This is a genomic window from Streptomyces rubellus (genome assembly GCF_036323805.1).
Lineage (GTDB): Bacteria > Actinomycetota > Actinomycetes > Streptomycetales > Streptomycetaceae > Streptomyces.
This window is the reverse complement of sequence record NZ_JAZDCX010000008.1, coordinates 216,383-242,436: the sequence shown is the minus strand read 5'-3', so window position 1 is coordinate 242,436 and position 26,054 is coordinate 216,383. Positions and strand designations below refer to the sequence as shown.

Sequence of the window (26,054 nt, the reverse complement as noted above, 5' to 3'; positions counted from 1 at the left end):
GCACGGCGGCAGGTCCCGGCGGACTCCCCGCGCGGCCCTTCGCGCACCGGGCCGGCGGACCACGCGGTGGACGCGGCTCACGCCCGATCGCCTCCCGCGGTCAGCAGGCGGGCGAGCTCGAGCCGCTTGATCTTCGTCGTGGCGGTCTGCGGCAGGTCCTCCAGCCGCCAGTGGACGGGCTCGGCCATCGCCGGCAGACCCACCGTGGCGGCCTGCCAGGCGACCGGGTCCAGCGGCTTGTCGTCCCGGGTGCACACCACGGGCACGGGGCGGCGGTCGGCGTCGGGGACGATGATGACCTCCACCAGCTCCGGCAGCCGCGCGAAGAGCTTGTCCTCGATCTCCAGCGTGCTGTCGACGCCGGGGATCCGGTCGACCTCGCGGTCCAGCAGGTGCAGACAGCCCCACCTGGTGCGGTAGCCCAGGTCGCCCATGCGCCACCAGCCGTCGTTGACCTGCTTCTTCCAGCGCTCGTGTTCGCCGAGGTAGGTGACGATCCGTCCGTCGCTCCTGACCTCGATGTACCCGGGGTTCTCCTTGGTGGGCGGATTGCCGTCGCGGCTGACCACCCGCACGTCGGTCATGCCGGGGAAGGGGGACCCCACGCACCGGCCGTCGGCCTCGGCGCCGCGCCTGCGGGTGTAGGTGCGGGCCGCGATCGGGCCGACCTCGCTCTGCCCGTACGCCTGGGCGAACAGCGGCATCCGGCGCCGCGAGGCGCCCAGCAGCCGGTGCACCGTCCGGGGGTGGATGGCGTCGAAGGTGCTGGAGAAGTACTTCACGTTGGCCAGCGGCTCGCGCGGGTCGTCGGCCAGTACCTCCCAGCGCAGGAAGGTGTTGGGGTGCGCCTCGATCAGCCCCGGCGGGCACTGGGCGAACAGCGTGCCCACGCTCTCCGGGTCGTCGTCCCGCAGGATGATCAGCGGGTGTCCCTGGAGCACCGAGATGGGCATGGCGGTGAACATCCGCGAGTGCACGAAGGACACGTGGATCGCGACCGGCTCGCGCCTGCGGACGGCGGAGAAGACCACGGTCGCCTGCGGCCGGTAGCGGGCCTGGAAGGTGAAGCCGGTGTGGACGGCCAGCTTCGGTGTACCGGTGGTCCCGGAGGTGTGCGTGATCAGGGTCGGATGGTCCGGTGCCATCCGTACCGGGGAGACCCGCCGGACGCCGGCGAACTCCGCGAGCGGGGTGGCCCGCGGGTGGTCGCCGGAGGTCAGGAGCACCCGCTCGGACAGCTCGAAGACCCTCTCCGGCAGTTCGCCGTCCAGCTTGGCCTGGTCGGTCACCAGGTACGGCCGGTTCACGCGGCGCACCAGCTCGGCGACGGTCCCGCCGTCCAGCTTGGGCGACAGCAGCGCGGGGATCGCGCCGATCCGCGCCACGGCACAGGCCAGGAGGGAGATGTCGAAGCCGTCGGTCTTGTGGACCACGACGTACTCGCCGGGCCGGATCCCGGCTGCCCACAGCCGGGACGCGAAGTCGTCGACCAGATCGGCGACCTCGGTCAGGGTCAGCCGGCGGCCGCGCTCGGGGGCGATGTCGAGATCGTGGTCGAGGATCACCGGGCTCGCCGGGTGGCGCGCCGCCGCCCGGTCGAAGAGCGTGCCCAGTCGGATCCCCCTGTTTCCTATACGCTGCAGAAGCATTTTTCGCTCTCTCGTGCGTCCGGCGGGAGATTTCTTCTCACTGCTTCTCGATGACGCCCTTGATGCGCTTGAGGGTCTCGTCGAGGTCCTTCTCGAGCTTCTCCGTCCACTCCTGGACGAACTTCTTGCGGTCCGTCTCGTCCAGGTCGGCCACTATCTTGTGAATTCCGGCGGTGGCCCGGCCCATGCGGAAATGGTGGGTCAGTACGCAGCCGCCGGCCGCGGGCGCCATGTCGAAGCCCCAGACGCTCTCCTGGTCCTCGCGGGCGTGCGAGAGCATCATCCAGCGGAAGGTGCGGCCCGGCTCGGCCGCCACCACCCTGGCCTCGGTGTACCAGGTGCCGCGGACCAGCGGCGCCCAGCCGACCACGTCCTCGCTGCGGAGGTTCTCGCCGCGGAAGACGGCCCCCACCGTGCGGGGTTCTCCGGAAATCCACTCACCGCCCCGGCATTCCGGGCTCCATTCACCACTGCGGCCCAGATCGCTGACGACGTCGTAGACCTCCAGCGGCGAGGCCGACACATGGATATCGGCGCGGAGTTCGAAAAGGGGAGAGGTGTCGATGATTGATTCGCTCATGTCGAAAATGCTGCGAGAATCACCGGGGCCGGTCAACGGGCGCCGTAATGGTCCGTCAAGTCGTTGTGCTCAGTCCTCCGCACCGGCCACGCGGAGAACGATTTTCCCGCGCACCGTGCCCGCCTCCAGCCGGCGGTGCGCCTCGGCGGCGGCGCTCAGCGGCAGCGGCTCGACGGCCGGCGGGCGCAGCGTCCCCTCGGCGAGCAGCCGGTTGATCGACGCGGCCGCGTCCGCCAGTTCGGTGACCGTGGCCTGGGAGATGGCGAAGCCGACGACCGAGCAGTCCTTGAGGTAGAGCGGCCCGGCGGGCAGCACCGGCCGGGTCCGCATCCCGGCCAGGAGCACCACACGTCCGCGCCGCGCCAGCAGGTCGACCGCGCCCTCCAGGTCGTTCCCGGCGGAGGTGTCGACGTAGAGGTCCGCGCCGTGCGGGCACGCCTCCCGCAGCCGTTTGAGGACACCGGGGTCCCGGTGGTCGACCACCTCGGCGGCGCCCAGGGCGCGGCAGCGCTCCGTGTCCCGGGCGCTCGCCGTGGCGACGACCCGGGCACCGGCCCGTGAGGCCATCGCGACCAGGGCACTGCCCACGTTGCCGCCGCCGCCGATGACGACGACGGTCTCCCCGGCACGCAGCCGGCCGTGGGTGAACAGTGCCAGATGGGCGGTGGCGGCGGGATGGGCCACGGCCACCGCGGCGACGGGATCCACGCCCGGGGGCAGGTGGTAGAGCCGGTCCGCCGGTACGACCACCTGCTCGGCGGCGGCGCCCTGCCGCCCGGCGTGGCCCAGGCTGTTGCACCACACGCGGTCACCGGCCGCGAACCCGGGCGCGCCGGGAGACGCGGCGGCCACCGTGCCGACCAGGTCGCGGCCGATCACGAACGGAAAGGCCACCGGGGTGCGCCACGCTCCGGAGCGCACGAAGGTGTCCACATGGTTGACGGCCGTGACCTCGACGTTCACCAGAACGTCGGTGGGGCCCGGCCGGGGGGTGGGCAGTTCGCCGTGGCGGATGACGTCCGGCCCACCGAGCTCCTCGATGTAGGCAGCACGCATGGCTCGGATTCTGACAGCCCGCCACCCCGGCCGTCGCCCCGTGCCGGGGGTGTCTGTCAGGTCGGCCAGGCATGAATCCGGCCCGTCGAAGCATCCGGGTGACATGAGGTGTGTGATTTACCGGCAGGGATCCGGCGAGGCCCGGGAGGTCGACTGCGGGCAGGCCGCCGACGCGGGGCGGGCGGTGCTGGAGAACCTGCGGGACCTGGCCGGCGAGGAGTTCGGGTGGGTGCGCCTCGACGCCCCCTCGGAACGCGACATGGACCGGCTCACCGCGGGCCTGGGACTGCATCCGCTGGCGGTCGAGGACGCCGTCCAGGCCCACCAGCGCCCCAAGTGGGAGCGGTACGGCCAACTGCTGGCGGTGGCGCTGAAGACGCTGTGGTACCTGCCGGCGGAGGTCGAGGTGGAGACGGGGGAGATGATGGTCTTCCTCGGGCCCCGCTTCGTGGTGACGGTCCGGCACGGCGGGGCCGATCCGGCCGCCGAGGCCGCCCGCCGGCTGGCGGCCGACCCCACGACACTGCGCTTCGGCCCCGCCGCGGTCCTGCACGCCGTCCTGGACGTGGTGGTGGACGCCTACGGCGAGGCCGCCGGCAAGGTGCGCGGGGAGCTCACCGGACTGGAGCGGTGCGTCTTCTCGTCCTCGCGCGACGACGTCACCGAGGAGATCTACTCGCTCAAACGGGAGGTGCTGGAGTTCCGCGACGCCGTCCAGCCCCTGGTCCCGGTGGTGCGGGAGCTGTTCGACGGCCCGCACGCCCGGTGGCCCGAGGAGTTTCTGCCGTACCTGCGCGACGTGGCCGACCACCTGCACCGCACCGACACCGAGGTCCGCTCCCTGGACGAGCTGCTCAACTCCGTGCTCGACGCCCAGCTCGCCCGGGTGGGCACCTGGCAGAACGACGACATGCGCCGGATCTCCGCGTGGGCCGCGATCCTGGCCGTCCCCACCATGGTCGCCGGTGTGTACGGCATGAACTTCCAGCACATGCCCGAACTGGGCTGGGCCTACGGATATCCGCTCACCGTGGGCGGCATGGCCCTTCTCTCGGGTCTGCTGTACCGGGCCTTCCGCCGCAGCGGATGGTTGTAACGGCGAGGTCACGACAGGGTTTCAGCCGGAGGCGCGAGGCAACGCGACGCACGTAACGCCCTTTTCGGAATGGAGTGTCCGTGGTTGTCGCAGCCTTCGTCATACCTCCCCTGATGCTGTGTGTCCTGGTCGTCCTGGGACGCTACGAGGAACGCATGCTCGGCGGTGACCCGGGGGCGCCGCGGCACGCCTCGCGCAGGCGCCATCTGCGTGCCGTGCCCGACGAGCCCGCCCAGGCGCCCGCCCCGGCGGCCTCCTCCGCGGCGGAGCGGACCGGGCGCGCGGCCTGAGGGCACCGGGCGCCGGGCCGTACCCGCCCAGGCGGACGTATGGGACGAAGCGCCGGGGGCAGTCGTTCCTCCATGGGAACGCTGAGCCGCTGGGAACAGAGGATGGAACGCTGGGAGCGGGCGCTGCTCGACAGGATCCTCCGCCGGGAGCCGGCCGAGGCCGAACTGCTCACCGCCCTGCGCCGGGAGTGCGACGCCCGGGCCGTGGTGTGCAGCCACAGCCGGGTGGTGGCCCCCAATCTCTACGAGGTGGAACTCCCCGAGGGCGTCTCCGGGGAACTGGCGCGGCACGGCGGCCAGGTCCTGACCGAGAACCTGGCGCGCTACGGGGAGCGCAAGGGCTACGAGTGGGCCGGCCCGCTCACCGTCCGCGTCGTCACCACCTCCGAACCGCTGCCCAACGGCCGCTACCGCGTCACCAGTGCCGCCGCCCCCAACGTCAGCGCCGCCGCGTTCCCCGGCCACGACTAGCGGGGACGGGACTGCTCCCTCTGCCGGGTCCTCTTCCGGGCCGTGCCGACCGCGGGCTCACCGCCCGCCGACGGCCTCCGCGCCCGGCACCAGCTCCGGGTGGGCCTCGCGCAGCCGGTCGGGCGCGGCCTGCCGCCAGGAGTCGACGACGACGTCGCGCAGTTCGGCCAGATCCTCCAGGGCCGCCAGCCGTACCCGCACCCACGCGGAGGACGCCTCGTGCGGCGGCACCCAGAACTTCTCCGGCTCGGCCGCCATCAGTTCCTCGCGCTCGTGCCGGGGGCAGCGCACCGCGATGGAGGTCTCGTCGTCCGGAACGGTGAGGTACATCCTGCCCGCCACCCGGAAGGTGGGCATGCGCCAGGCCTCCTTCTCCACGGTCTCGGGAAGGGACAGCGCGATACGGCGGACGTCGTCGGCATCGATCACGCCCCTACGGTAGCCAGCCCCGCGCACCGGTTCGACCGTCTCCCCGGTTTTTCCCGTCCTTCCCCCGGCGCCTCCCGCCTTCCCCGCCGCGGTCCCGGACGCGCGGCTGCTCCGGCCGGTGCGGCACCGACGGCGCCGCACCGGCCGGAGCAGCCGGCCGCGGGGGGTCAGGCGTGGACGGCCCGGCCGCGCAGCCTGCGCAGCAGGGCGCTGAACAGCCAGGCGTTGACCACCGCGGCCACCGGGGTCAGCACGAAGTAGGACACCGCCGCGGCCGTTCCCTCATCGGGACCGAGGGTGTTGATCAGCCCGGTCGGGAGGGTGAACAGGATCGGCCATATCCCCGCGAACGAGGCGTCCTCGTGCTGGACGAAGGCCGCGTCGAAGGCCACCCACAGCAGCAGGGCGGCACAGACCGCCAGATAGCCCCGGGCGATCCAGTTGTCCGCGACGCTGTCGGCGATCCGCCGCAGGGTGCTGGGCTGGTTGTCGTTCATCGAGCCTCTCCTTCGTGGATGCCCCGGCCTTCGGGCCGGGGTGGGGGTACCTCCCGCTTGCGGGGGAGAAACGGAGCTCCCGCGTAGCGGGGCAGGGGAAGCCGGTTCGCCGCCAGGGCGGACCGGCGTGCGCCGTCCGCCGGCCGACACCCGGCACTCACACGGGAACTGACAGGGTGTGAGGCGTGACGCAGCAGGTCAAGCGGGCGTATCGGTACCGCTTCTACCCCACGGACGAGCAGGCGGCGGAGCTGTCGCGCACGTTCGGCTGCGTCCGCCTGGTGTACAACAAGGCGCTTCAGGAGCGCACCCGGGCCTGGTACGGCGAGCAGCGCCGGATCTCCTACACACAGTCCTCGGCGATGCTCACGCAGTGGAAGAAGACCCAGGAACTGGCCTTCTTGGCGGAGGTGTCCTCCGTTCCGCTCCAGCAGGCACTGCGGCACCTTCAGACCGCGTTCGCCAACTTCTTCGCCAAGCGAGCGAAGTACCCGCGCTTCAAGTCGAAGAAGAAGTCCCGCGCGTCGGCCGAGTACACCCGCTCCGCCTTCACCTGGCGCGAGGGGCAACTGACCCTGGCGAAAATGTCCGAACCGCTGGACATCCGCTGGTCGCGGCCCCTGCCCGAAGGGGCGGAGCCGACGACCGTGACAGTGTCCCGCGACGCGGCCGGGCGCTGGTTCGTGTCCCTGCTGTGCGAGGACACCATCGCGCCGGCACCGGCCACCACGGCGGCGGTCGGTATCGACGCGGGCATCACGTCGCTGGTGACGCTCTCCACCGGGGAGAAGGTCACCAACCCGAAGCACGAGCGGCGGGACCGCGCCAAGCTGGCGAAAGCGCAGCGCGAGCTGTCGCGGAAGGCGAAGGGCTCGGCCAACCGCGAGAAGGCCCGGCGTAAGGTCGCCCGTGTGCACGCGCGGATCGCCGACCGGCGTCGGGACTTCCTGCACAAGCTGACCACTCGGCTCGTCCGTGAGAACCAAACGGTCGTGATCGAGGATCTCACCGTCCGCAATCTGCTCAAGAACGGCAAGCTCGCGCGAGCCGTCTCGGATGCGTCGTGGACGGACCTGCGCTCCATGCTGGAGTACAAGTGCGCCTGGTACGGGCGCGACCTCGTCGTGATCGACCGCTTCTTTCCCAGCTCGAAGCTGTGCGGGGCCTGCGGCACGGTCCGCGAGAAACTGCCGCTGAACGTCCGTACCTGGACGTGCGACCACTGCGGCACCACCCATGACCGCGATGTGAACGCGGCATGCAACATCCTGGCCGCCGGGCTGGCGGCGTCTGCCTGTGGAGACGGTGTAAGACCTCAACGGGAGTCCTCCCGGACGGGGCGGTCGTCGGTGAAGCAGGAACCCCAGCGGGCGACCGCTGGAACCCCCCGCCATTAGGCGGGGGAGGAAGTCAACTCGGTCTGCCTCTCGTCGTGTTCGTGCCGTCGAGTCGCCGTGTCGGCGAATCTCTGTGTAGTTGTGTCAATTTGTCGTCTGTCGCGGCGGGGTGCGCCCCGCCGGTGGCTCCTCAGCCCGCCAGCGGCAGCACGGGCCGGTGCTGCCGGATGGCCTCGTTCAGCCGGCGCAGCGCCGGTCCGGGCTCCACCCCGAGTTCGGCCCGCAGCAGCCGGCGGCACCGCTCGTACTCCCGCACCGCCTCGGCGGGCCGTCCGGCCTGCCGCAGCGAGCGCAGCAGCAGGTCCCAGCAGGACTCCCGCAGCGGCTCCCGGTCGGTCAGGGCGCGTGCGGCAGCGACCGCCTGCCCCTGGCACCCCTGGGCCAGCAGCACCTCCACGTGCAGTTCCCGACCGGCGATCCGGGCCTCCTCCAGCCGCCGGACCTCCTCGGCGGCGAAGGGGTGGTCGCCCGCCTCGGCCAGCGCGGGACCGCGCCAGAGCCCCAGCGCCCGGTCCACCTCCGTACGGGCCGCCGCCGGCCGCCCGTCCGCCAGCAGGGCGCGGGCCAGTTCCAGGGACCGCTCGAAACCGGCCGAGTCCCGGGCGGAGACGTCGGCGCGCAGCGCGTACCCGCCGGGGCCGCGGACCAGCAGCGGCTCCCGCTCCCGTGCCGCGCGGTCCGGCTCCAGCGCGGACCGCAGCCTGCTGAGGTGCGCGTGCAGCGCGGCCTGTGCCTTGGCGGGCGGACGGCCCGCCCACAGGTCCTCGCAGAGCCGGTCCACGCCGACGAACCGCCCCTCCTCCAGCAGCAGGCGGAGGAGCAGTACGCGCCGCTGCGGCGGTCCCGGGTCGACCGGGCCACCCGCCCTGCGGACCTCCAGCGGCCCGAGCAGGCCGAACCACAGACCGCGGGTCCGGCCCCGTTCCCCGGCGGGGACGCGGTGCGCCGCCTCCGCACGCATCCGGCAGACGTCCGCCGGTGCCGTGCGGTGCCGGGCGCGGACCGGAGGTGCGGAAGGCGGCGGGGGGAAGGCCCCCCGGCCGGTCGGGACCCGGGCCGACGGGCCGGACCGGCGGTGCGGAGTTGCCCCGGCGGGCTGCGGAAACGTCATGTGACCAGCATTGCGGCCGTCCGTGGCCCGTTCCTCGGCCGACGGCACGAAAGGCGCCTCTATCCCTGGGTGGAGAAGGCCCCGTACCACCGGGGGATCCGCTTGGCGCCGCCCTGTTCGTAGGCTCGTACCGACATGACAGAGACCACCACCGCCGCGGCGCTGAGCGCGGTTCCGAGTCCGGCCCCGTACGTGTTCCTGTGCGTGCTCCTGTGCGCCGCCGCGGCGGCGCTGGGCACCGGGGCCGCGCTGCGGCGTGCCCGGCGCGCGTCGCGCCGGCGGGCGGTGCGGGAGGCGCACGGGCGGCTGGTCCGGGAGTGGTGCGACCTGTGCGCCCATCATCTGGCCGCGGTCGTCGTGAGTGCCGACGCCGCGCGGCGGCTCGGCGGGCGGCGGCCGGAGCTGCGGGGGGAGGCCCGGACGCTCGCGGTGCGCACCGGCCGCGAGATGCTGACGGCGCTGCGGCGGCTGGTGGCGGTCCTCCCGCCGGACGGCCCGTCCGGTACGGGGGACCGCCCCGGGCGTCCCGGAGGTGCCGCGTACGAGGCCGTCCGGTGCCCGACGGACCGGATGGTGTCCCTGGCGGAGGAGGAGCGGCTGGACGGCGTGGCGGCCGAGGCGCGGTCCGCGCTCGCCGCCCTGCGGGAACTGGCCGCCGCCCTGCGGCCGCCGGATCCGTGGCCGGGCCCGGCACCGGAACCGGCCGCCGGGCCCGCGCCCCTGCCGACCGCCGAGGACATCGGCGGCCTGTGCGGTGCCCGGCGGGCGGACGGACGGCGGGTGGCGCTGCACGCCCCGCCCGCCGCGCTGGCCGGTCTGCCCGCGGTGGTCGGGCTGTCGGCCTTCCGGGTCGTGGAGGCGGCGCTGGGCGCGGGGGACACCGGTGCCGCCCGGGTCGTGCTGGGACACGGGCGGGAGGAGTTCACCGTCACCGTCACCGGGGTGCCCTCGGCCGCCGCGGGGCCGGTCGCCGACCTGCTGCGGCTGCGTTCGAAGGCGGCGGGCGGACACGCCGAGCTGGACCCCGCCGGGGTGGTGCGGGTGCGGCTGCCGACCGGGCCGGACCGGCCGGCGGCCCGGTGGCGCGGGCCCGGGAACGCTACCCGGTCGGGGTGGCGCGCGGTCTGATCAGGCCGGTGTCGTAGGCGAGGATGGTGGCCTGGACCCGGTCGCGCAGCCCCAGTTTGCTCAGCAGCGCGTTGACATGGCTCTTGACCGTGCCGGTGGTCACCTTCAGCCGCTCGCCGATCTCGGCGTTGGTCAGCCCCGAGGCCACCAGGAAGAGCACCTCCCGCTCGCGCGGCGTGAGCCGGTCCAGCGTGCCGGCGGCCTCGGGCCGGACGGGGGCGCCGTGGGCGAAGGCGGAGATCAGCCGGCGGGTCACCGTCGGGGCCAGCACACCGTCACCGGAGGCGACCACCCGGATCGCGGACAGCAGGCCGTCGGCCTCGGAGTCCTTGAGCAGGAAACCGGAGGCCCCGGCGCGCAGCGCCTCGAAGACGTAGGAGTCCAGGTCGAAGGTGGTCAGCACCAGGACCCGGGCCGTCCCCGCGCCCTCGATGATCAGCCGGGTGGCCGTCAGCCCGTCCATGCCGGGCATGCGGATGTCCATCAGGACCACATCGGGCTTCAGTTCGGTCGCCAGCGCCACGGCCGTGGCGCCGTCACCGGCCTGGCCGACCACCGACAGATCCGGTTCGGCGTCGACGATGGCGGCGAAACCCGCGCGGACCACGGCCTGGTCGTCGGCGATCAGCACACGGACGGTGATGGCTCCTACTCCTCGGCTCGGGCCGGTCTCCCCTCCGTCCGGCACCGGGCCATCCTCCCACGCACCGGCCCTTTCCGGCCATGTCACCGCGGAAGCGGAAGCACCGGTGAACCGCGGCGCGCGTACGACGTGGTGACGGGGGAGCGGGTACCGGCGCCGGGCCGCGGCGGCGACAAGACGGCGACAAGGTTTGGCCAAGACACCCCGGCGAGCGTGATCCCGCCCCCGCACCGGGACATCGAGGCGCGGGAGGCGGCACCCGACGCTGCTCGACCGACGGATGAGGACGCACCTTCGATGAGGCGGAGCACGGAAGCCGGCCGGGGCACAGCCACCCGCGGCCGGGCACACGCCCCCACCCGGCCCCCGCACGCCGACTGCGAGGAGTTCGTCCGGGACCTGTACGCGCGGCACGGCACGCTGCTCCTGCGGTACGCCGCCCGGCTGCTGGGCGGGGACTGGCACAAGGCCGAGGACATCCTGCAGGAGACCGCCGCCCGGGCCTGGCGGCACTCCGCCGTCCTGGACGGCGATGCCCGGGAGGCACGGCCCTGGCTGTTCACGGTCGTCCGGAACCTGGTGATCGACCATCACCGGTCGCGCCGGCTCCGGCCGGTGGAGTTCATGGCCCTGGAGGAGCTCGACGCGACGGTCGAGGACGGCATGGACCGCGCCCTGACCTCCCAGGTCGTCGTCGAGGCGCTGCAGGACCTGAGCGGGCAGCACCGGGAGGTGATCCGGCTCGTGTACTACCTGGAGTACAGCGTGGCCCAGACCGCCGAGTACCTGGGGATCCCGCCCGGCACGGTCAAGTCCCGCACCTACTACGCCATGCGGGCACTGCGCAGGGCGCTGCGGGAGCGCGGTCTCGCGGAGGCGTGAGACACCTCCCGCCCCGTCGGCCGAATCCCGGGGTGCCGCGAGTGAACCGCCACGACGGTGGCGGCGTAGCTGCGGTGGTGGACTCCGACAGGTCGACGAGGGGAAGGGTCCGTGGACTGCGAGCAGGTGAGAGAACGACTGGCCCTCCGGGCGCTGGGCGGTGACCGGGACGGTTCCGGCGGGGACGGTCCCGGCGGCGGCCCGGTCGCCGCGCATCTGATCCGCTGCCCGGCCTGCCGCCGTGAGCGGCGTGCGCTGGCGGAGACGGCCGCCCTGCTGGCGGCGGTACGGCCGTACGAGGTGGACGGCGTCCCCCGTCCCGACCCGGGGCGGGCCGTCGAGACCATCCGCCATGCGGAACCCGCCGCGGGGACGGTCGTACCCGGAGCGCCGCGGTACGGACCGGTGCCCGGCGGCCGGCGGCGGTACCCGCGCTCCGGCCGCCTCCGCTGACGGCGCCGCCGCGCCCGTGTCCGGCCCGCAACGCACCGAAGCACGTGGACGAACAGGAACGGAAAGAACTCGAGTGGACGTCACGCTGACAGCCTTGACCGTGCTGTACGGCACCTTCTTCACGGTGAGCGGAGCGGGGAACATACTGGGCCGCCTGCTGCCGCGCACCCCCGCCGCGCGGCTGGGCTTCTCACCCCGGGGCCGCCAGGGCGTCGGGGTGCTGGAGCTGCTGGGCGGCGCCGGCCTGCTGCTGGGCCACTACGCGCCCGTCCTGAGCGGCTTCGCCGCCTCCGGCCTGTTCCTCCTCGCCGCGTCCGCCCTGCAGTACCACCACTGGGCCGGGGACCGGCCGGCGCGCCTGCTGCCCGCGGTGGTCACCACGGCGGCCATGCTCTTCGCCGCCGCCACCCGGTTCCTGGGCTGAGCGGCCCCGTCCCGGTTCCCCGCCCCGCCCCCGCCGCTCCCGTCCTACCCCCACCACTCCCGTCCCCCGTCGCCCGCCGTCCCGGCGCGGCGGGGGACGGGGTCCGTCACCGGTAGCCTGAGCGGCGTACCGGAGCGGGGCGGGGACCGGCAGAGCGCCGGGGAACGGGAAGAGGGACGCATGAACGTCGTACGGCGTGTCCTGACGGCGGTGGCCGGGACGTGGACCGCGCGCGGCTATCTCGCGCTGTGCGGCGCCCTGCTGATCTGGGCGGCCTTCGACACGGCTTTCGTCGACCACGAGGACGCCTCGTTCGCCGCCCTGTGGCCGCTGCTGGCCACGGCCCCGACGAGCGTTCTGCTGATGTTCCTGCCGCCGGCGGGGAACCTGGCCGGCTACGTGCTGCTGATCTCGGTCGCCGCGCTGGTCAACGCCGCCGTGCTCAACTGGTGCGTGCGGGCGGTGCGACGGTCCGGCAGCACCACCGGGGTCCACTGAGACCGCGCGGCCCGCACTCCTGCCGTTCGCGCGGCCCGGTCACCCGGCGTTCGCCGTCTCGTTCCGCGCCGCCCCGGCGGCGGTGCCGGCGAGGGAGGGCACCGCGTTCCCGGCGTCTCCGGTGCCGGAGCCCGCACCCTCCCGGTCCGGTTCGTGCAGGGTGGCCAGCAACTCCCGCATGGCGGCCAGCGCCGCGCGGGCCTCGGCGGCCACCTCCGCCAGCCGCCCCTCTTCGGCGTGGCGCACCACCCGTTCGGCCCGCGCCATCACGGCCTCCCGCAGCCCGGCGGCGACGTGCTCCCGCTGGGCCCGCACCGCCCGCTCCGCCTGCCGCACCGTCGCGTCGAGCTCGGCCCGCTCCCGGGCCGCGGTCCGGGAACGCCGGTCGCGCGTGGCCGCCCCCGTCCGCCACACCAGTGCGAACAGCAGGGTCAGGACACCGGCCGCCACCGCGGTCAGCAGCAGGTACGCCGCCGGCCCGAAGCGGTGCGGCAGCAGCTCCCCGGCGGCCGCGGTCGCGCCCACCACCGCCCCCAGGACGCAGCCGGCGACGGGGACGGTCCACCGTGCCCGCCCGCCGTGGCGGCCGTGTGCCGCCACGGCGTACACCACCGCGCCCTCCACCGCCGCGCCCGCCCACAGCGCCGGCAGCAGCGGGGCGGGCAGCGCCCCGTAACCGGCGGCCGCGGGCCACAGCAGCGCTGACACCAGGGCGGCCGCCAGTGCTGCCAGCGGGGCGCGCCGCCGCCACAGCAGCGGCAGGGCGTGGACGGACAGCAGCAGCAGGTACAGGGCGTCGGCCGCCGGGTCGTACGGGCCCCGCTCCTCCGGAACGCTCATCAGCACGGGTACCAGCGGGTTGAAGAAGGCCAGGAGCGCGACGACCACCTGGGCCACCCGCCGGCCGGCCGGGAGGGGCAGCCGCCCGCCCCGCGGGGCCGTGCCGGGGACGGGCAGTTCGGCGCGCACCCGCCACCCGCCGCCGGACCGCGGTCCGGCCTCCAGACGGCCCCCGGCCTCCGCCGCGCGCCGGCGCAGCCCCGCCAGACCGCGTCCGGACCCCAGACCGCGCACCGCGCCGCCGCCCGTACCGCCGCTCGCGCGGTCGCCGCTCGCGCCGCCGGGGGCGTCGTTGTCGACGACCACCTCCAGCACGCCCCGGTGCGGCCGCACCGTGACCCGGACATCGCTCCCGGGGGCGTGCCGCAGGCTGTTCGTCAGGGCCTCGCGCACGATGCCGAAGACCGTCTCGCCCGTCGGTCCGGGCAGTTCCGCCGCCAGCTCCACCCGGACCGGCCGGCCCAGCTTGGCGAAACCGGCGGCCAGTTCCCCGATCCTGCGCCGCCACACCCGGGAGGGCTCCCCCTGCTGGAGGGTGTCCATCACGGCCACCAGCTCGCGCAGCGAGGACAGGGTGGCGCGCCCGTCGTCGGCCGAGGCCCGCAGCGCCTCGGCGGTCAGTTCGGGCCGGGAGGCGCCCAGCCGGCGGGCCGCCTCCGCCGAGACCACCACCGAGGTCAGATGGTGTGCGCTGACGTCGTGCAGCTCGCGGGCCAGCCGGTGGCGTTCGTCGTCGGCCGCCCGCAGCCGGGCCTGCTCGGCCTCGGCCTGCCGCGCCGCCGCGGCGCGGCGCGCCAGCAGCAGGCGGCGCCGGCTCAGCCCGGCGCCGAGGGCGGCCACCTGCGGCACCATGACCAGCAGGAAGGCGGTGCCCCCGCCGGTGCCGTGCAGGGCGGCGGACCACACCAGCTGCCAGCACAGCTGGGTCAGACCGGCGATCAGGGCGGTGGGGGCGTCGTACCGCACCGCCACCGTGTACAGGGCGAGGGCCGCCCCGGCCCCGGCGAACACGTCCAGTGCGCCGGGGAACGACACGGACGGCGCGACGGCCGCCACGGCCGTGACCGCGGCCAGCACATGGACCGGTGCCCGCCGTCGGCGGGCCAGCAGCACCGCCGTCAGTGCCACCGCCAGCAGCCCCGCCCCCACCGGCACCGCACCCGCCGCACCGGGGTGCCGCAGCGCGTCCAGCGGCCACCACAGCAGCTGGGCGACGGCCAGGGCCGCCGGCGGCAGCCAGTCCCGCGCGGCCCGGGAGCGCAGGACCCGGGGGAACACCGCGCCGGGAGGGGGGTCCGGGGCGCCCCCGGCCGGCGTGTCCCCGCGGCCGCCGGGAGTGCTCACCGGGCGCTCACCGGGCGGCCCGCTGCGCCGCGGCCACCGGCGCGTCCGGCAGGTCCCCCGGGAGCAGCGTCTTGAGATCGGTGACGCTGGGCAGGTCCAGGCCGGCGAGCCGCCGGGCCTGCCGGGTGATCATGTTCTCCAGCAGGCGGCGGGCCAGGCGGGCGTTGCCGAAGGAGCGGTCCCGCGGGATGGCGTCCACATGGGCGCGCAGCGCGGCCAGGGTGTCCGGGGCGCACTCGTAACCGGAGGCGGCCGCGTGGTGGCCGATGATGGTGACCAGCTCGTCGGTGCTGTAGTCCTCGAACTCCACGGTCCGGGAGAACCGCGAGGCCAGCCCCGGGTTGGAGGCCAGGAAGCGGTCCATCTCGGCGGTGTAGCCGGCGGCGATGACCACCACGTCGTCGCGGTGGTCCTCCATGAGCTTGAGGAGGGTGTCCACGGCCTCGCGGCCGAAGTCGTTGCCGGAGCCCCCCTCGGGGGTGAGGGTGTAGGCCTCGTCGATGAACAGCACCCCGCCCAGCGCGCTGGTGAAGACCTCCTTGGTGAGCTGGGCGGTGTGGCCGACGTACTGGCCCACCAGATCGGCGCGGGCCACCTCCACCAGGCGGTCCGAGCGCAGCACGCCCAGGGAGTGCAGCAGTTCGGCGTAGAGCCGGGCGACGGTGGTCTTGCCGGTGCCGGGCGGGCCGGTGAAGACCAGGTGGTTGCTGAGCTTCGGGGCGGGCAGCCCCGCCGCGGCCCGCTGCCGGGCGGTGGACAGCAGGCTGACCAGGTCGGTGACCTCGCGCTTGACCGCCCCCAGACCCACCATGGCCTCCAGCCGCTCCAGCGGGCCGGGTTCCTCCGCGCCGCCGGAGCCGTCGGCGGTGCCGCTCGCGGCCGCGGCGGCGGCCTCGCTGATGTCCTGCGGCAGCAGCAGCGTCAGGTCGTCCTCGCCGGGGTCGGCCATGGTGGCGAGCCGGAAGGCCTGTCGGTCGATCATCTCCTCGAACACCCCGCGGGCGGCGCGGCCGTTGCCGAAGGTCTCGTCCCGGGTCATCTGCTCGAAGTGCTCGGCCAGCGCCTCGCGGGTGCCCGGCCCCAGCACGTACTGGTGGCGGGCGCACATGCTCTCGGTGATGGTGACCAGGTCCTCCACCGAGTAGTTGGCGAACTCCACGGTGCGGGTGAAGCGGGAGGCCATGCCCGGGTTGGCGGACAGGAAGGACGCCATCTGCTCGGAGTAGCCGGCGGCGATGACCACCACGTCGTCGCGGTGGTCCTCCATGAGCTTCAGCAGGGTGTCCACGGCCTCGCGGCCGAAGTCGTTGGAGGCCGCGCCCTCGGGGGTGAGGGTGTAGGCCTCGTCGATGAACAGCACCCCGCCCAGCGCGCTGTTGAACGCCTCGGTGGTCTTGATGGCGGTGCCGCCGATGACCTGGGCGACCAGGTCGGCGCGGGAGACCTCCACCAGGTGGCCGGAGCGCAGCACGCCCAGCTCCGCCAGGATGGCGCCGTAGAGCCGGGCGACGGTGGTCTTGCCGGTGCCGGGCGGCCCGGCGAACACCAGATGGCGGCTCATCGAGGCGACGGGCATGCCCAGCCGCCTGCGGCGCTCGGCGAGCTGGTTGAGGTTGACCAGGGTGCGGACCTGGTGCTTGACGTTCTCCAGACCGGTGAGGGTCTCCAGCTCCTCCAGCGGTCCGGCGGAGCCGCCGGAGGAGCCGGAGCCGGAGCCGGTGTCGGCGGCGCCGACGGCGGCGTTCTCGCCCCAGGCGTCCTCGGCGCCGTTGTCGGCGCTGATCAGGTGCTCGACGGTGACGTGCTCGCCGGGGCGGGTCTGCTTCACCCCGGCACCGCGGTTCTCGCGCACGGTGCAGCCGGTGAGGGTGAGGGACTGGTCGGTGTCGGCGCGGACGCCGTCGCCCCGGGCCCCGGTGACGGTGCAGTCGGTGATCTCGGCGCGGGCGCCGCGCAGCAGGTGGATGCCGTGGGCGCCGGCCTCCTCCACCCGCAGCCGCTCCAGGACGGCCTCGGCGCCGTCGTCCACGGTGACGCCCGCCTCGCCGCTGCCGGTGACGCGGCAGTCGCGCAGTTCGCCCAGGGCGCCCTTGCCGAAGACCACGCCCGCCGCCGCGGGGGAACTCAGCACGCTGTCGCTGATGCGGGGCCGGGCGTCGTCGGATATGTGCACGGCCGCCGCGCCGGCGTTCTCGATCTCGCAGTGCTCGACGCGCCCGCGCCCGTCGTCGGCGGCCTCGAAGCCGTGGCCGCCGGTGCCGGTGATGCGGGCGTGCCGCAGCAGCGGGTCGGCCGCGGAGCGGACGGCCACGCCCACCCCGGCCGCGCCGGTGACGGTCAGCCGGTCGAACTCGGCCACCGAGTCCTGTTCGAGGACCACCGCGCCGGCCTCGTGCCCGCAGTCGCGCACCGTCGTGTCGCGCAGCAGCGGGGAACTGCCCTCGGTGACGCGGACGGCCGGCTCGTTCCGCGCGTCCTGGAAGACGCACTCCTCCAGGACGCCCCGGGAGCGGTCCATCACCAGCAGCCCGCTCTGCTGGGTGCGGCGGGTGGTGCAGCGCCGCAGGTACGGGTCGGCGCCGCCGGTGATGACGACGGCGTTGGTGGAGATCGCCTCGAAGACGGTGTCCTCCACCTCGGGCCGGGCGACGCTGGTGACCAGCAGCCCGACGGCGGTGTCGTGGACGGTGGTGCGCACCACGCGGGTGGAACTGTGGCCCTCCAGGGCGATGGCGGGCTTGTCGCTGCCGGAGATGTCGCAGTCCTCGATCACGCCGGCGGACTCGCCGTTGGCCAGGATGCCGTTGCCCCGGGCGCCGCGCATCCGGCAGCCGCGCACGGTGGGGCGGCCCTGCTCGCCGATGACCACCGCGGAGGTGCCGAAGTTGTCGAAGACACAGTCCTCGATGGTGCTCGGGGACTGGGAGGTCTCCACGATCCCGGCACCGCCGGGATTGGTGATGCGGCAGCCGCGGACGGCCAGGGAGCCGGAGCCGCGGGTCAGCAGCGCGGTCCAGCCGGCCCCGTTGACGGTGCAGCCGTCCAGCGCCACCTGGCCGGCGGGGACGTCCAGCACCGGGTTGTCCTTGTCGAACCCGCGCAGGGTCAGCCCGGTGAGCAGCACCGTGTCGGCCCGCAGGCTGACCGCGCTGCCCCGGCGGGGACAGATCTCCACTTGGTCCGGCGAACCCTCGCCGACCAGGGTCACCCGGGTGGTGATCTCCAGGTTCTCGGGGTAGCGGCCGGGACCGACGCGGATGACCGCCCCGGTACGGGCCTGGGTCAGGGCTTCACCGATGGTGGCGAAAGCGCCTGGCCCCTGGGAGCCGACCGTCAGCAACTGCCGTGACACGCGCCTTGAACCTCCTGGGGATCGTCGCTGCCGCCCGCCGCGGGGTGTGCGGGTGCGCGGAGAGGGTGCGGGGGGAGAACCGGTAGCGGGGAACGGGTGGGTGGACGGCGCCGTGCGGGGCGGGCCCGATGGCGGCTCAGGACGGAGTATGCCGTACCCGGCCCCCCGTCCCGGCGGCCGCCGAGGCCACCGGCGCGCGCCGAAGGGGCGTGCCTATCATGCGCGCCATGTCGAGCATCCCCGCCAAGCGCACGCCCCTCCTGGCCGCCGTCCTGGCCGCCGCCGTGGTGGCCGCGGCCGGAACCGCCCCGGTGGCGCGGGCCGAGCCCTCGCCCGGCGCGTCGCGGCCCTCCTCCGGGGAGGGGGACGTGACGCTGCTGCCGCCGCTGCCGGTGCGGCTGGGGGAGGGGCAGCCGTGCACCGGGCCCTCCGCGCAGAAGGCCACCGGCGCCCCGTGGGCCGTCCCGGTCCTGGGCCTGTCCCGGGCCCACCGGCTGGCCGACGGCAGCGGTGTGACGGTGGCGGTCGTCGACACCGGCGTGGCACCCGGCATCCCCGGGCTGAAGGGCCGGGTGACGGCCGAGGGGGCAGCCGGACAGGACTGCGCGGGACACGGCAGCTTCGCCGCGGCGCTCATCGCCGGGGCCGTGCGTTCCGACAGCGGTGTCACGGGGGTGGCCCCCGGGGCAGACATCCTTGCCCTCAAGGGCACCGACGACCGCGGGGTGCCCTCCCCGGAACTGGTCGCCGCCGGCATCCGGGAGGCCGCCGACCGCGGCGCGGACGTCATCTACGTCGGCCACACGCTGCGCACCGGCCGCGCGGAGCTGACCGCCGCCGTCGAGCACGCCGCGGACAAGGACGCCCTGGTGGTCGCCCCGGCCGCGCCCGACGCCGTATCGCGCGAGGAGGTGGAGGCGAACGGCGGGCAGCCCCCGCGCGGGCCGTACTGGCCGGCGGCGGTGCCCGAGGTGCTGGCGGTGGTCGAGTTCGGCCCCGACGGGCTGCGGCAGCGCGACGCGCCGCCCTCCCACGACCCCGATCTGGCGGCACCGGGGGCGTCGATGGTCAGCGCCGGACCGGGCGGCGAGGGCCACTACATCGCCTCCGGCGCCTCGCTGGCGGCCGCCTGCGTCGCCGGGGCCGCGGCGCTGGTGCGCGAGCGCCATCCGGAACTGAGCGCCGCCGAGGTCGGCCGGCGGCTGACGGCCACCGGTTACCCGGCCAACCCGAAGCGGGTGGACCCCTACGCCGCGCTCTCCCTGACCACGGCCGAGATGGACGAGTACGCCGCTCCGCCCGCCGCCCGGGTGCGGCCGCCGGCCGACCCCGGGCCGCGTGTCACGGCGCTGACCGTGGCCGCCGTCTCGGCGGGGGTGGTGGCGCTGCTCGCCGCCCTGGCGGTGGTGCTCCCCCGGGGGCGGGCCCGCCGCTGGACACCGCCCGGGCTGCCCGGCTCGGGCTGAGACCCGGCCCGCGCCCCGCCGCGGGCCGGTCCCCGGCGCCCGCACCGGGGGGTGTCCGGGCGGTGCGACGACACGGTGGGACACGGGGGCCGGCGCCGCGGGCCCACTGGAGGCCACGGACCGGCTGCCGGGCCCCGCTCGGCGGCTCCCGCCCGCTTCGCGGTCCCCTCGGAGCGGCGCGGCCGGGACGGGCTCCGGCACCGCCGCGCCGATGGTGTCCTCGCGGGGGCGCACGGCTCCCCTTCCGCCCCGTGGCCGCGCGTCTTCGGGAGCCCCGCCCGCCGGTGCGGCGGGGGGCCGTCCTCGCTCCGGGCGCACCCGGGCGGTTCCGGTGGCACCGGAGGGAGGCGTTCCCCGGTCGCAGCCGGGGTGGGGGTGCCTCCCGGAGCGCCCCCGGGCCGCCATGGCCGGGGAGGAACGCCGGAGGAACCGTGGTACCCGGTACCCGGGGCGTCCCCGCCGGGAACGGGGGAGAGGCTGTGCGGCGGGGGGCCGTCCTTGCCCCGGGCGCCCCCGGGCGGCCGGGCCCGGGCGGCGCTCCGCGGGGCCCGCCGGGCACCTGCCCGCCCGGGCCCCGGTCACCGGGCCTCCTCCAGCAGCGGTGTCTGGATCTGCAGGCTCTTGCGGCGGGCGATCCGCAGTGCCCGCCCCGGGATGAGCTCGCGCCCCTTGATGTTGCCGAAGAGGTAGCCCTCGCCGGGCGGGCAGGACATCAGCAGGGCGGGGGTGTTGACCTCCAGCATGCGCCGCAGCAGCGGATCGTTCAGGCCGCGCCCGACACCGGCGGCGGAACGGGAGACGATCACGTGCAGACCGACCTCGTGGCCGAGGGCGAGGTGGTCGTAGAGCGGCGCGAAGGGCTGGTTCATCGGGCCGGAGCCGATCATGTCGTAGTCGTCGACCAGGATGAACAGCCGCGGCCCGTGCCACCAGTCGGAGCGCCGCATGCGGGCGGGGGCGATGTCCTCGCCGGGGATGCGCTGCTTGATGGCGCGGGCCGCCCCGTCGACGAACTCCTTCAGGGCGTCCATGGAGACCGCGTGCCCCAGGCGGTACTCCTCGGGAACGGCCTCGACCAGCTCGCGGCGGTAGTCCACGGTCATGACACGGGCCTGGGCGGGGGAGTAGGTGCCGGTGATGGCCTTGGCGATCACCCGCAGCAGGTTGGTCTTGCCGCACTCGGTGTCGCCGACCACGAGCAGGTGGGGGCTCTCGGAGAAGTCGTGCCAGACCGGCGACAGCTGGTTCTCCTCCAGGCCGAGGGGGATGCGCAGGTTGTACTCGCCCTCGGCGGCGGGGGGCAGTTCGGCCACGGGCAGGGTGGCGGGCAGCATCCGCACCGCCGGGGCGGCCGGGCCCGTCCAGCTCTCGGTGACGGCGGCCACCAGCCCCTCGATGCCCTCGGCGAGGTCCTCGGCGTCCTCGACGCCGTCGATGCGGGGCAGCGCGGTGAGGTAGTGGAACTTGTCGGGGGTCAGGCCGCGGCCGGGGACGCGGGGGACGGTGGCGGCCACGCGCGAGCCGACCTGGGAGTCCATCGCGTCGCCCATGCGCAGTTCCAGCTTGGTGCCGGCCTGGTCGCGGACCCCGGCGGACAGCTCCACCCAGCGGGCGGTGGTGACGATCAGATGGATGCCGTAGTTCAGGCCGCGGGCCGCCAGCGCGTTGAAGGTGGGAATCTGCCGGTCGAGGTCCTGGCGGACGGTGGACCAGCCGTCGACGACGAGGAAGACGTCCCCGTGGGGCTCGTCGGCGAACTCCCCGTTCGCGCGCCGGCGGCGGTAGGTGGCCATGGAGTCGATGCCGTTGTCCAGGAAGAACTTCTCGCGCCGGGCCAGCAGCGAGGTGACCTCGGAGACGGTGCGGCTCACCCGCTCGGTGTCCACCCGGGTGGCCACCCCGGACACGTGCGGCAGGCCGGTCAGTCCGACCAGGGTGCCGCCGCCGAAGTCCAGGCAGTAGAACTGCACCTCGCGGGGGGTGTGGGTCAGTGCCAGCGCGGTGATCAGGGTGCGGACCATGGTGCTCTTGCCGCTCTGCGGGCCGCCGGCGATGGCGACATGGCCGCCGGCCCCGGACAGGTTCACCGTCAGCAGGTCGCGCAGCTGCTCGAAGGGCTTGTCGACGATGCCGATCGGGACGGTCAGCCTGCCCCGCATCGGCCAGTCGGCGGTGGTCAGGCCCAGGTGGGGGTCGGGAACGAGCGGCGGCAGCAGCTGGTCGAGGGTGGGTGGGGTGTCCAGCGGTGGCAGCCACACCTGGTGGGCGGGCGGACCGGAGTCGCGCAGCCGCTCCACGGCGACCGACAGCAGACTCTGCGCGTTCTCCTCGCCCTCGTCCCCGTCCTTCGGCTCGTCGGCCCCGGGCTCCTCCGGCTGCGCGGCGTCGGCGTCGGTACGGGTGCGCGGCACCACCCAGCCGGAGGACCAGGGCACCACCTGGCTGGCCACCTGGGAGGGCGCGGTGACCCGGCGCTGCTTGTAGGGACCGGAGACGTAGGCGGCGCGGAACCGGGTGAGGGCGTCCACCCCGCTCTTGAGGTAGCCGCTGCCCGGCTGCGACGGCAGCTCGTAGGCGTCGGGGACACCGAGGACGCCGCGGCTCTCCATGGCGGAGAAGGTGCGCAGGCCGACGCGGTAGGACAGATGGCCCTCCAGCTGGTGGATGCGGCCCTCGTCCAGGCGCTGGGAGGCCAGCAGCAGATGGACGCCCAGGGAGCGGCCCAGTCGGCCGATCACCACGAACAGGTCCATGAACTCGCGGTGGGCGGCGAGCAGTTCACTGAACTCGTCGACGACGACGAACAGGCTGGGCAGCGGCTGGAGCGGGGTGCCGGCGGCACGGGCCTTCTCGTACTCCAGGGCGGAGGTGTAGTTGCCGGCCGCGCGCAGCAGCTCCTGGCGGCGGATCAGCTCACCGTGCAGGGCGTCCTGCATGCGGGCCACCAGGGAGACCTCGTCGGCCAGGTTGGTGATGACCGCCGAGGTGTGGGGCAGCTCGTCCAGGCCCAGGAAGGTGGCGCCGCCCTTGAAGTCCACCAGCACGAAGTTGAGCGTCTCGGAGGAGTTGGTCAGTGCCAGCGCCAGCACCAGGGTGCGCAGCAGCTCGCTCTTGCCGGAGCCGGTGGCGCCGATGAGCATGCCGTGCGGCCCGGTGCCGCCCTGCGCGGACTCCTTGATGTCCAGCTCCACCGGGGTGCCCTCGGCGCTGACGGCGATGGGCACCCGCAGCCGGGCGCTGCCGGTGTGCCGCTCCCACAGGGTGGGCGGATCGTGCCGGTACAGGTCGGGGATGCCCAGCAGGGTGGTGAGCTCCACGTCGCTGGCCAGCGGCTGGGCGGCGTCCACGCCCCCGGTGCTCATCCGGTAGGGGGCCAGCAGCCGGGCCAGGGCCTCGGCGGTGACCGGTCCCAGGGCGTCGGGGGCGCCCAGGGAGGTGGTCTGCTCCTTGCGCTCCCGGTCGGTGCGCACCAGCGCCACCTGGCCGTCGGCGACCTCCAGACGGAGCGTGGTCCGCCCGGGACGCCAGGTCAGCGTTCCGTCGATGTCCAGGACCACCGCGTTGCGGAAGCCCATGGAGTCGAAGCGGTGGCCGGCGGGGACGGTGACACCGTCGATGACGACGACGGTGAAGGGCTCCTCCCGGCCGGCCTGGGCGTCCGGGTCGGCGGCGGGGCGCTCGGTGAACTCCGCGCCCAGCAGGTTCTCCAGCTCGCCGAAGGCCGAGACGATCATCCGCACCGGGCCGGCGCCGTCCTGCTCGTGCCGGTGGAGGCTGTGCGGCAGCCACTTGGCCCACTCCCACTGCTCGCGCCGCTCGTCGGACACGCACAGTGTGATCCACACGTCCTCGGGGGAGTGAAAGACCGCGAGCTGGGCCAGCATGCCGCGGACCATGGCGCGCACCGCCTCGGTCTCACCGCGGAAGAGGACCTTGGACCAGGCCCGCAGGTAGATCGCGATGGGCTGGTCGGGGACGGTGGAGTAGGCGCGGGTGAAGCTGCGCAGCGCGTGGGCCGAGAGCGGCTCCAGGTCCTCGACCGGCTTGGTGGACAGCGGGCTCAGCTTCAGCGCCATGCGCTGGTCGCCCACGCCCATGCGGACCTCGGCGAAGTCCTCGTCGGTGGCGCGGCGTTCCCACAGCCGGGTGGTGCGCACCAGGCACTCCAGCGTGTGGGGGTGGGGGTGGCGCCAGGCCAGGGCCTTCTGCTGATCGGCGATGGCCGAGCGCACCTTGCGCCGCACCTGGCCGAGGTAGCGCAGGTAGTCGCGGCGCTCGCCCTTCAGCCGCTGCTTGCGCTCGGCGTTGCGGCGCATGATCTGGCCCAGCATCATCGCCGCGGAGGCCACCACCATCAGACCCAGCGCCAGATAGATGAAGCTGCCGCCGCCGCGGGTCATGCCCGGCCGCATGAACATCAGCATCATCGACACCGACATCAGCGCCATCGGCAGGTAGGTCCACACCGCCGAGGAGTCGGGCGTCACTTCCGGGAGCGTCGGCGGTTCCTGGAGGCTCAGCTCCCCGGACGGCATGTCCGGGCCGCGCCGCCGGGCCGGCCTGCGGAACAGGATCACGCTCAACGAAAACGTCCTTTTCTCGTGGTTTTCCGGCCGGCTTTCCGGCAAGGAACAGGATGCCCGGTTCCGCCCCGGAGTGCGGAGCGGGATATCGCCGGGATTCCTCGGCCGGTCCGCCGATACCCGGCGACCGGGTGCGGACGGGGCATAGAATAGGGAAACCTTCGGGCAGCCGGTCGATCCGGGGAGGGGTGAAAGGGCAACTTCCCCTGCCCTTTTCCCCGCCCGGCCGTCGGCACAGGGTCTTTGTACAGTGGTCCGTGAGACGCACCGGACGTTGCACAATGGGGCGGCCGCCGGTCAAACTCACCGGACACGTGTCACACCACCGGCCCCCGCACCCGGCCGCCGGACGGCGTGTCCGCCCCTTCTTCACCTTTTCACCGGTTTTCCCATGCCACCGCGACAATGTGCGGTCTGCCAGGAAGCGCGAACCACGACCATGACTGACACCCAGACCGCAGCCCTGTGCCGCCTGACCGTACGGGCTCCCGCCCGCACCATCGACCTGGCCGTGCCGGCCGATGTGCCCGTCGCCGACCTGCTGCCCACGGTGATCGGCTACGGCGGGGAGGAGCTGGCGGAGTCCGGGCTGGAACACGGCGGCTGGGTGCTCCAGCGCCTGGGCGGCCCACCGCTGGACCCCGAGAGTACCCTGGACTCCCTCAACCTGCGCGACGGCGAGGTGCTGTATCTGCGGCCCCGCGAGGACGCCCTGCCCGAGGTCCATCTGGACGACCTGGTGGACGGCATCTCCACCACCATGCGCGGCCGCCCGCACGGCTGGAGTCCGCTGGCCAGCCGCCGTCTGCTGCACGGCCTGGTCGGCGCCACCCTCGCCCTGGGCCTGGTGCTGCTGGCCCAGAACGGGGCCGATGCCTGGATACGGGCCCTGGCCGCCGCCGTCTTCGGACTGCTGCTGATCGCCGGGGCCGGCTCGGCCTCCCGCGCGGTGGGCGACACCGGTGCCGCGGCCGTGCTGGGCATGGCGGCCGTCCCGTACTTCGCACTGGCCGGCTGGCTGCTGCCGGGCGACGCCCCCGCCCTCGGCAACGTCCCCCTGGCCGCCTCGGCCGCCGCCGCCGGCGCGGCCGTCCTGGCCCTGGCGGCGGTGGGCACCTATCCGGCGCTGTTCCTGGGCGTGGTCGCGGTCGCGGTGGCCGGCGCCATCGGCGCCGGTCTGCTGCTGGCGGGGCTGACCAGCGAGCGGGCCGCCAGTGTGGTGGCGGTGGTGGTGGTGCTCTTCGGCGGCTTCGTCCCCTCGCTGTCCTTCCGGCTGGCGGGGATGCGGATGCCGCCGCTGCCCACCAACGTCCAGCAGCTTCAGGAGGGCATCGACCCGTACCCCACCGACGAGGTCGAGACCCGCTCCATCCTGGCCGACGGCTGGATGACCGCCTTCTACGGCGCCATCGCCCTGGTGTGCCTGCCCTGCCTGATCGCGCTGACCGCCGATCCCGAATGGGCCGAGATCTGTGTCACGGTGGCCCTGTCCCTCCTGCTGCTGCTGCACAGTCGGGGCCTGGGCAACGTCTGGCAGCGGCTGTCCCTGACCGCCGCCGGTGCCTGGGGAGCGGCCCTGCTGGTGTACGCCGGGGCCCAGCGGCTGGACGGCGGCGACCGGCTGGCGGTGGCCGTCGCCCTGCTGGGCCTGACCGCCACCCTGGCGATCGCCTCGTGGACGGTGCCCGGCCGCCGGCTGGTGCCCTACTGGGGCCGGGCGGCCGAACTGCTGCACTCCGCGGCCGCCATCAGCATGCTGCCGCTGATGCTGTGGTCGGTGGGCGTCTACGGCCTGCTGCGCGGCCTCAACGGCTGACCCCGGCCGAACGGCCCGCCCCGGCCCACTCCACCGTCCACCAGACCCG

The 26,054-nt window shown here is 74.5% G+C and carries 21 protein-coding genes; 11 read left to right on the top strand and 10 right to left on the bottom strand.

Annotated features, from left to right (window positions below):
• Positions 1–77: 77 nt before the first annotated feature.
• The 3 genes from V1L54_RS12110 to V1L54_RS12100 all read right to left on the bottom strand — a co-directional run bounded on the left by V1L54_RS12110 (position 78) and on the right by V1L54_RS12100 (position 3,285).
• Entirely contained in the window at positions 78–1,649 is a 1,572-nt protein-coding gene (locus V1L54_RS12110) for a class I adenylate-forming enzyme family protein (RefSeq protein WP_330117946.1), read from the bottom strand.
• 37 nt (positions 1,650–1,686) lie between these two features.
• Complete coding sequence (locus tag V1L54_RS12105) at positions 1,687–2,229, bottom strand: SRPBCC family protein (RefSeq protein ID WP_330117945.1); 543 nt, start codon at positions 2,227–2,229, stop codon at positions 1,687–1,689.
• Positions 2,230–2,298: 69 nt separating this feature from the next.
• Entirely contained in the window at positions 2,299–3,285 is a 987-nt protein-coding gene (locus V1L54_RS12100; protein WP_330117944.1) for an NADPH:quinone reductase, read from the bottom strand.
• 103 nt (positions 3,286–3,388) lie between these two features.
• Between V1L54_RS12100 and V1L54_RS12095 the strand changes: the two genes are divergently transcribed.
• The 3 genes from V1L54_RS12095 to V1L54_RS12085 all read left to right on the top strand — a co-directional run bounded on the left by V1L54_RS12095 (position 3,389) and on the right by V1L54_RS12085 (position 5,142).
• Positions 3,389–4,381 carry a magnesium and cobalt transport protein CorA gene (locus tag V1L54_RS12095; RefSeq protein WP_330117943.1) on the top strand — a complete coding sequence of 331 codons (993 nt, stop codon included), beginning with the start codon at positions 3,389–3,391 and terminating at the stop codon, positions 4,379–4,381.
• Positions 4,382–4,461: 80 nt separating this feature from the next.
• Entirely contained in the window at positions 4,462–4,671 is a 210-nt protein-coding gene (locus V1L54_RS12090) for a hypothetical protein (RefSeq protein WP_330117942.1), read from the top strand.
• A gap of 39 nt (positions 4,672–4,710) precedes the next feature.
• Positions 4,711–5,142 (top strand): FhaA domain-containing protein, encoded by a 432-nt coding sequence (locus V1L54_RS12085; RefSeq protein ID WP_443076600.1) that lies wholly within the window; start codon positions 4,711–4,713, stop codon positions 5,140–5,142.
• A gap of 57 nt (positions 5,143–5,199) precedes the next feature.
• Here the strand turns inward: V1L54_RS12085 and V1L54_RS12080 are convergent, their stop codons facing one another.
• Complete coding sequence (locus V1L54_RS12080; RefSeq protein ID WP_330117940.1) at positions 5,200–5,571, bottom strand: MmcQ/YjbR family DNA-binding protein; 372 nt, start codon at positions 5,569–5,571, stop codon at positions 5,200–5,202.
• A 167-nt stretch (positions 5,572–5,738) separates the two neighbouring features.
• Positions 5,739–6,068 carry an SCO4225 family membrane protein gene (locus V1L54_RS12075; protein WP_330117939.1) on the bottom strand — a complete coding sequence of 110 codons (330 nt, stop codon included), beginning with the start codon at positions 6,066–6,068 and terminating at the stop codon, positions 5,739–5,741.
• Positions 6,069–6,253: 185 nt separating this feature from the next.
• Between V1L54_RS12075 and V1L54_RS12070 the strand changes: the two genes are divergently transcribed.
• Complete coding sequence (locus tag V1L54_RS12070) at positions 6,254–7,465, top strand: RNA-guided endonuclease InsQ/TnpB family protein (RefSeq protein ID WP_330117938.1); 1,212 nt, start codon at positions 6,254–6,256, stop codon at positions 7,463–7,465.
• Positions 7,466–7,595: 130 nt separating this feature from the next.
• Here the strand turns inward: V1L54_RS12070 and V1L54_RS12065 are convergent, their stop codons facing one another.
• Positions 7,596–8,426: an AfsR/SARP family transcriptional regulator gene (locus tag V1L54_RS12065; RefSeq protein ID WP_330117937.1), complete on the bottom strand. Its 831-nt coding sequence runs from the start codon at positions 8,424–8,426 to the stop codon at positions 7,596–7,598.
• Between the two features lie 285 nt (positions 8,427–8,711).
• Here V1L54_RS12065 and V1L54_RS12060 point away from each other — a divergent pair, with 285 nt between their 5' ends.
• Positions 8,712–9,704, top strand: coding sequence for a histidine kinase (locus V1L54_RS12060; RefSeq protein ID WP_330117936.1), 993 nt, complete (start codon positions 8,712–8,714; stop codon positions 9,702–9,704).
• On the opposite strand, the gene V1L54_RS12055 is transcribed toward V1L54_RS12060, so the two are convergent.
• Complete coding sequence (locus V1L54_RS12055; protein ID WP_330117986.1) at positions 9,676–10,347, bottom strand: response regulator; 672 nt, start codon at positions 10,345–10,347, stop codon at positions 9,676–9,678. The genes V1L54_RS12060 and V1L54_RS12055 overlap by 29 nt on opposite strands.
• A gap of 297 nt (positions 10,348–10,644) precedes the next feature.
• Here V1L54_RS12055 and V1L54_RS12050 point away from each other — a divergent pair, with 297 nt between their 5' ends.
• The 4 genes from V1L54_RS12050 (at position 10,645) to V1L54_RS12035 (ending at position 12,604) form a co-directional block, all read left to right on the top strand.
• Positions 10,645–11,229, top strand: coding sequence for a sigma-70 family RNA polymerase sigma factor (locus V1L54_RS12050; RefSeq protein ID WP_330117935.1), 585 nt, complete (start codon positions 10,645–10,647; stop codon positions 11,227–11,229).
• Between the two features lie 126 nt (positions 11,230–11,355).
• On the top strand, positions 11,356–11,682 hold the full coding sequence (locus V1L54_RS12045; protein ID WP_330117934.1) for a hypothetical protein: 327 nt from the start codon (positions 11,356–11,358) through the stop codon (positions 11,680–11,682).
• Between the two features lie 100 nt (positions 11,683–11,782).
• The gene (locus V1L54_RS12040) at positions 11,783–12,106 is read left to right on the top strand and encodes a DoxX family protein (protein ID WP_330117985.1); all 324 of its coding nucleotides are present in this window, start codon (positions 11,783–11,785) and stop codon (positions 12,104–12,106) included.
• Between the two features lie 180 nt (positions 12,107–12,286).
• Positions 12,287–12,604, top strand: coding sequence for an SCO4225 family membrane protein (locus tag V1L54_RS12035; RefSeq protein ID WP_330117933.1), 318 nt, complete (start codon positions 12,287–12,289; stop codon positions 12,602–12,604).
• A gap of 39 nt (positions 12,605–12,643) precedes the next feature.
• Here the strand turns inward: V1L54_RS12035 and V1L54_RS12030 are convergent, their stop codons facing one another.
• The gene (locus tag V1L54_RS12030) at positions 12,644–14,788 is read right to left on the bottom strand and encodes a sensor histidine kinase (RefSeq protein ID WP_330117932.1); all 2,145 of its coding nucleotides are present in this window, start codon (positions 14,786–14,788) and stop codon (positions 12,644–12,646) included.
• A 7-nt stretch (positions 14,789–14,795) separates the two neighbouring features.
• Complete coding sequence (locus V1L54_RS12025) at positions 14,796–18,140, bottom strand: right-handed parallel beta-helix repeat-containing protein (protein WP_330117931.1); 3,345 nt, start codon at positions 18,138–18,140, stop codon at positions 14,796–14,798.
• Between the two features lie 227 nt (positions 18,141–18,367).
• Here V1L54_RS12025 and V1L54_RS12020 point away from each other — a divergent pair, with 227 nt between their 5' ends.
• Positions 18,368–19,606 (top strand): S8 family serine peptidase, encoded by a 1,239-nt coding sequence (locus V1L54_RS12020; RefSeq protein ID WP_330117930.1) that lies wholly within the window; start codon positions 18,368–18,370, stop codon positions 19,604–19,606.
• Positions 19,607–20,184: 578 nt separating this feature from the next.
• Here the strand turns inward: V1L54_RS12020 and eccCa are convergent.
• Positions 20,185–24,189 (bottom strand): type VII secretion protein EccCa, encoded by a 4,005-nt coding sequence (gene eccCa / locus V1L54_RS12015; RefSeq protein ID WP_443076598.1) that lies wholly within the window; start codon positions 24,187–24,189, stop codon positions 20,185–20,187.
• Positions 24,190–24,628: 439 nt separating this feature from the next.
• On the opposite strand from eccCa, the gene eccD reads away from it, so the two are divergent.
• Positions 24,629–26,005, top strand: coding sequence for a type VII secretion integral membrane protein EccD (eccD, locus tag V1L54_RS12010; protein ID WP_330117929.1), 1,377 nt, complete (start codon positions 24,629–24,631; stop codon positions 26,003–26,005).
• Positions 26,006–26,054: the final 49 nt, after the last annotated feature.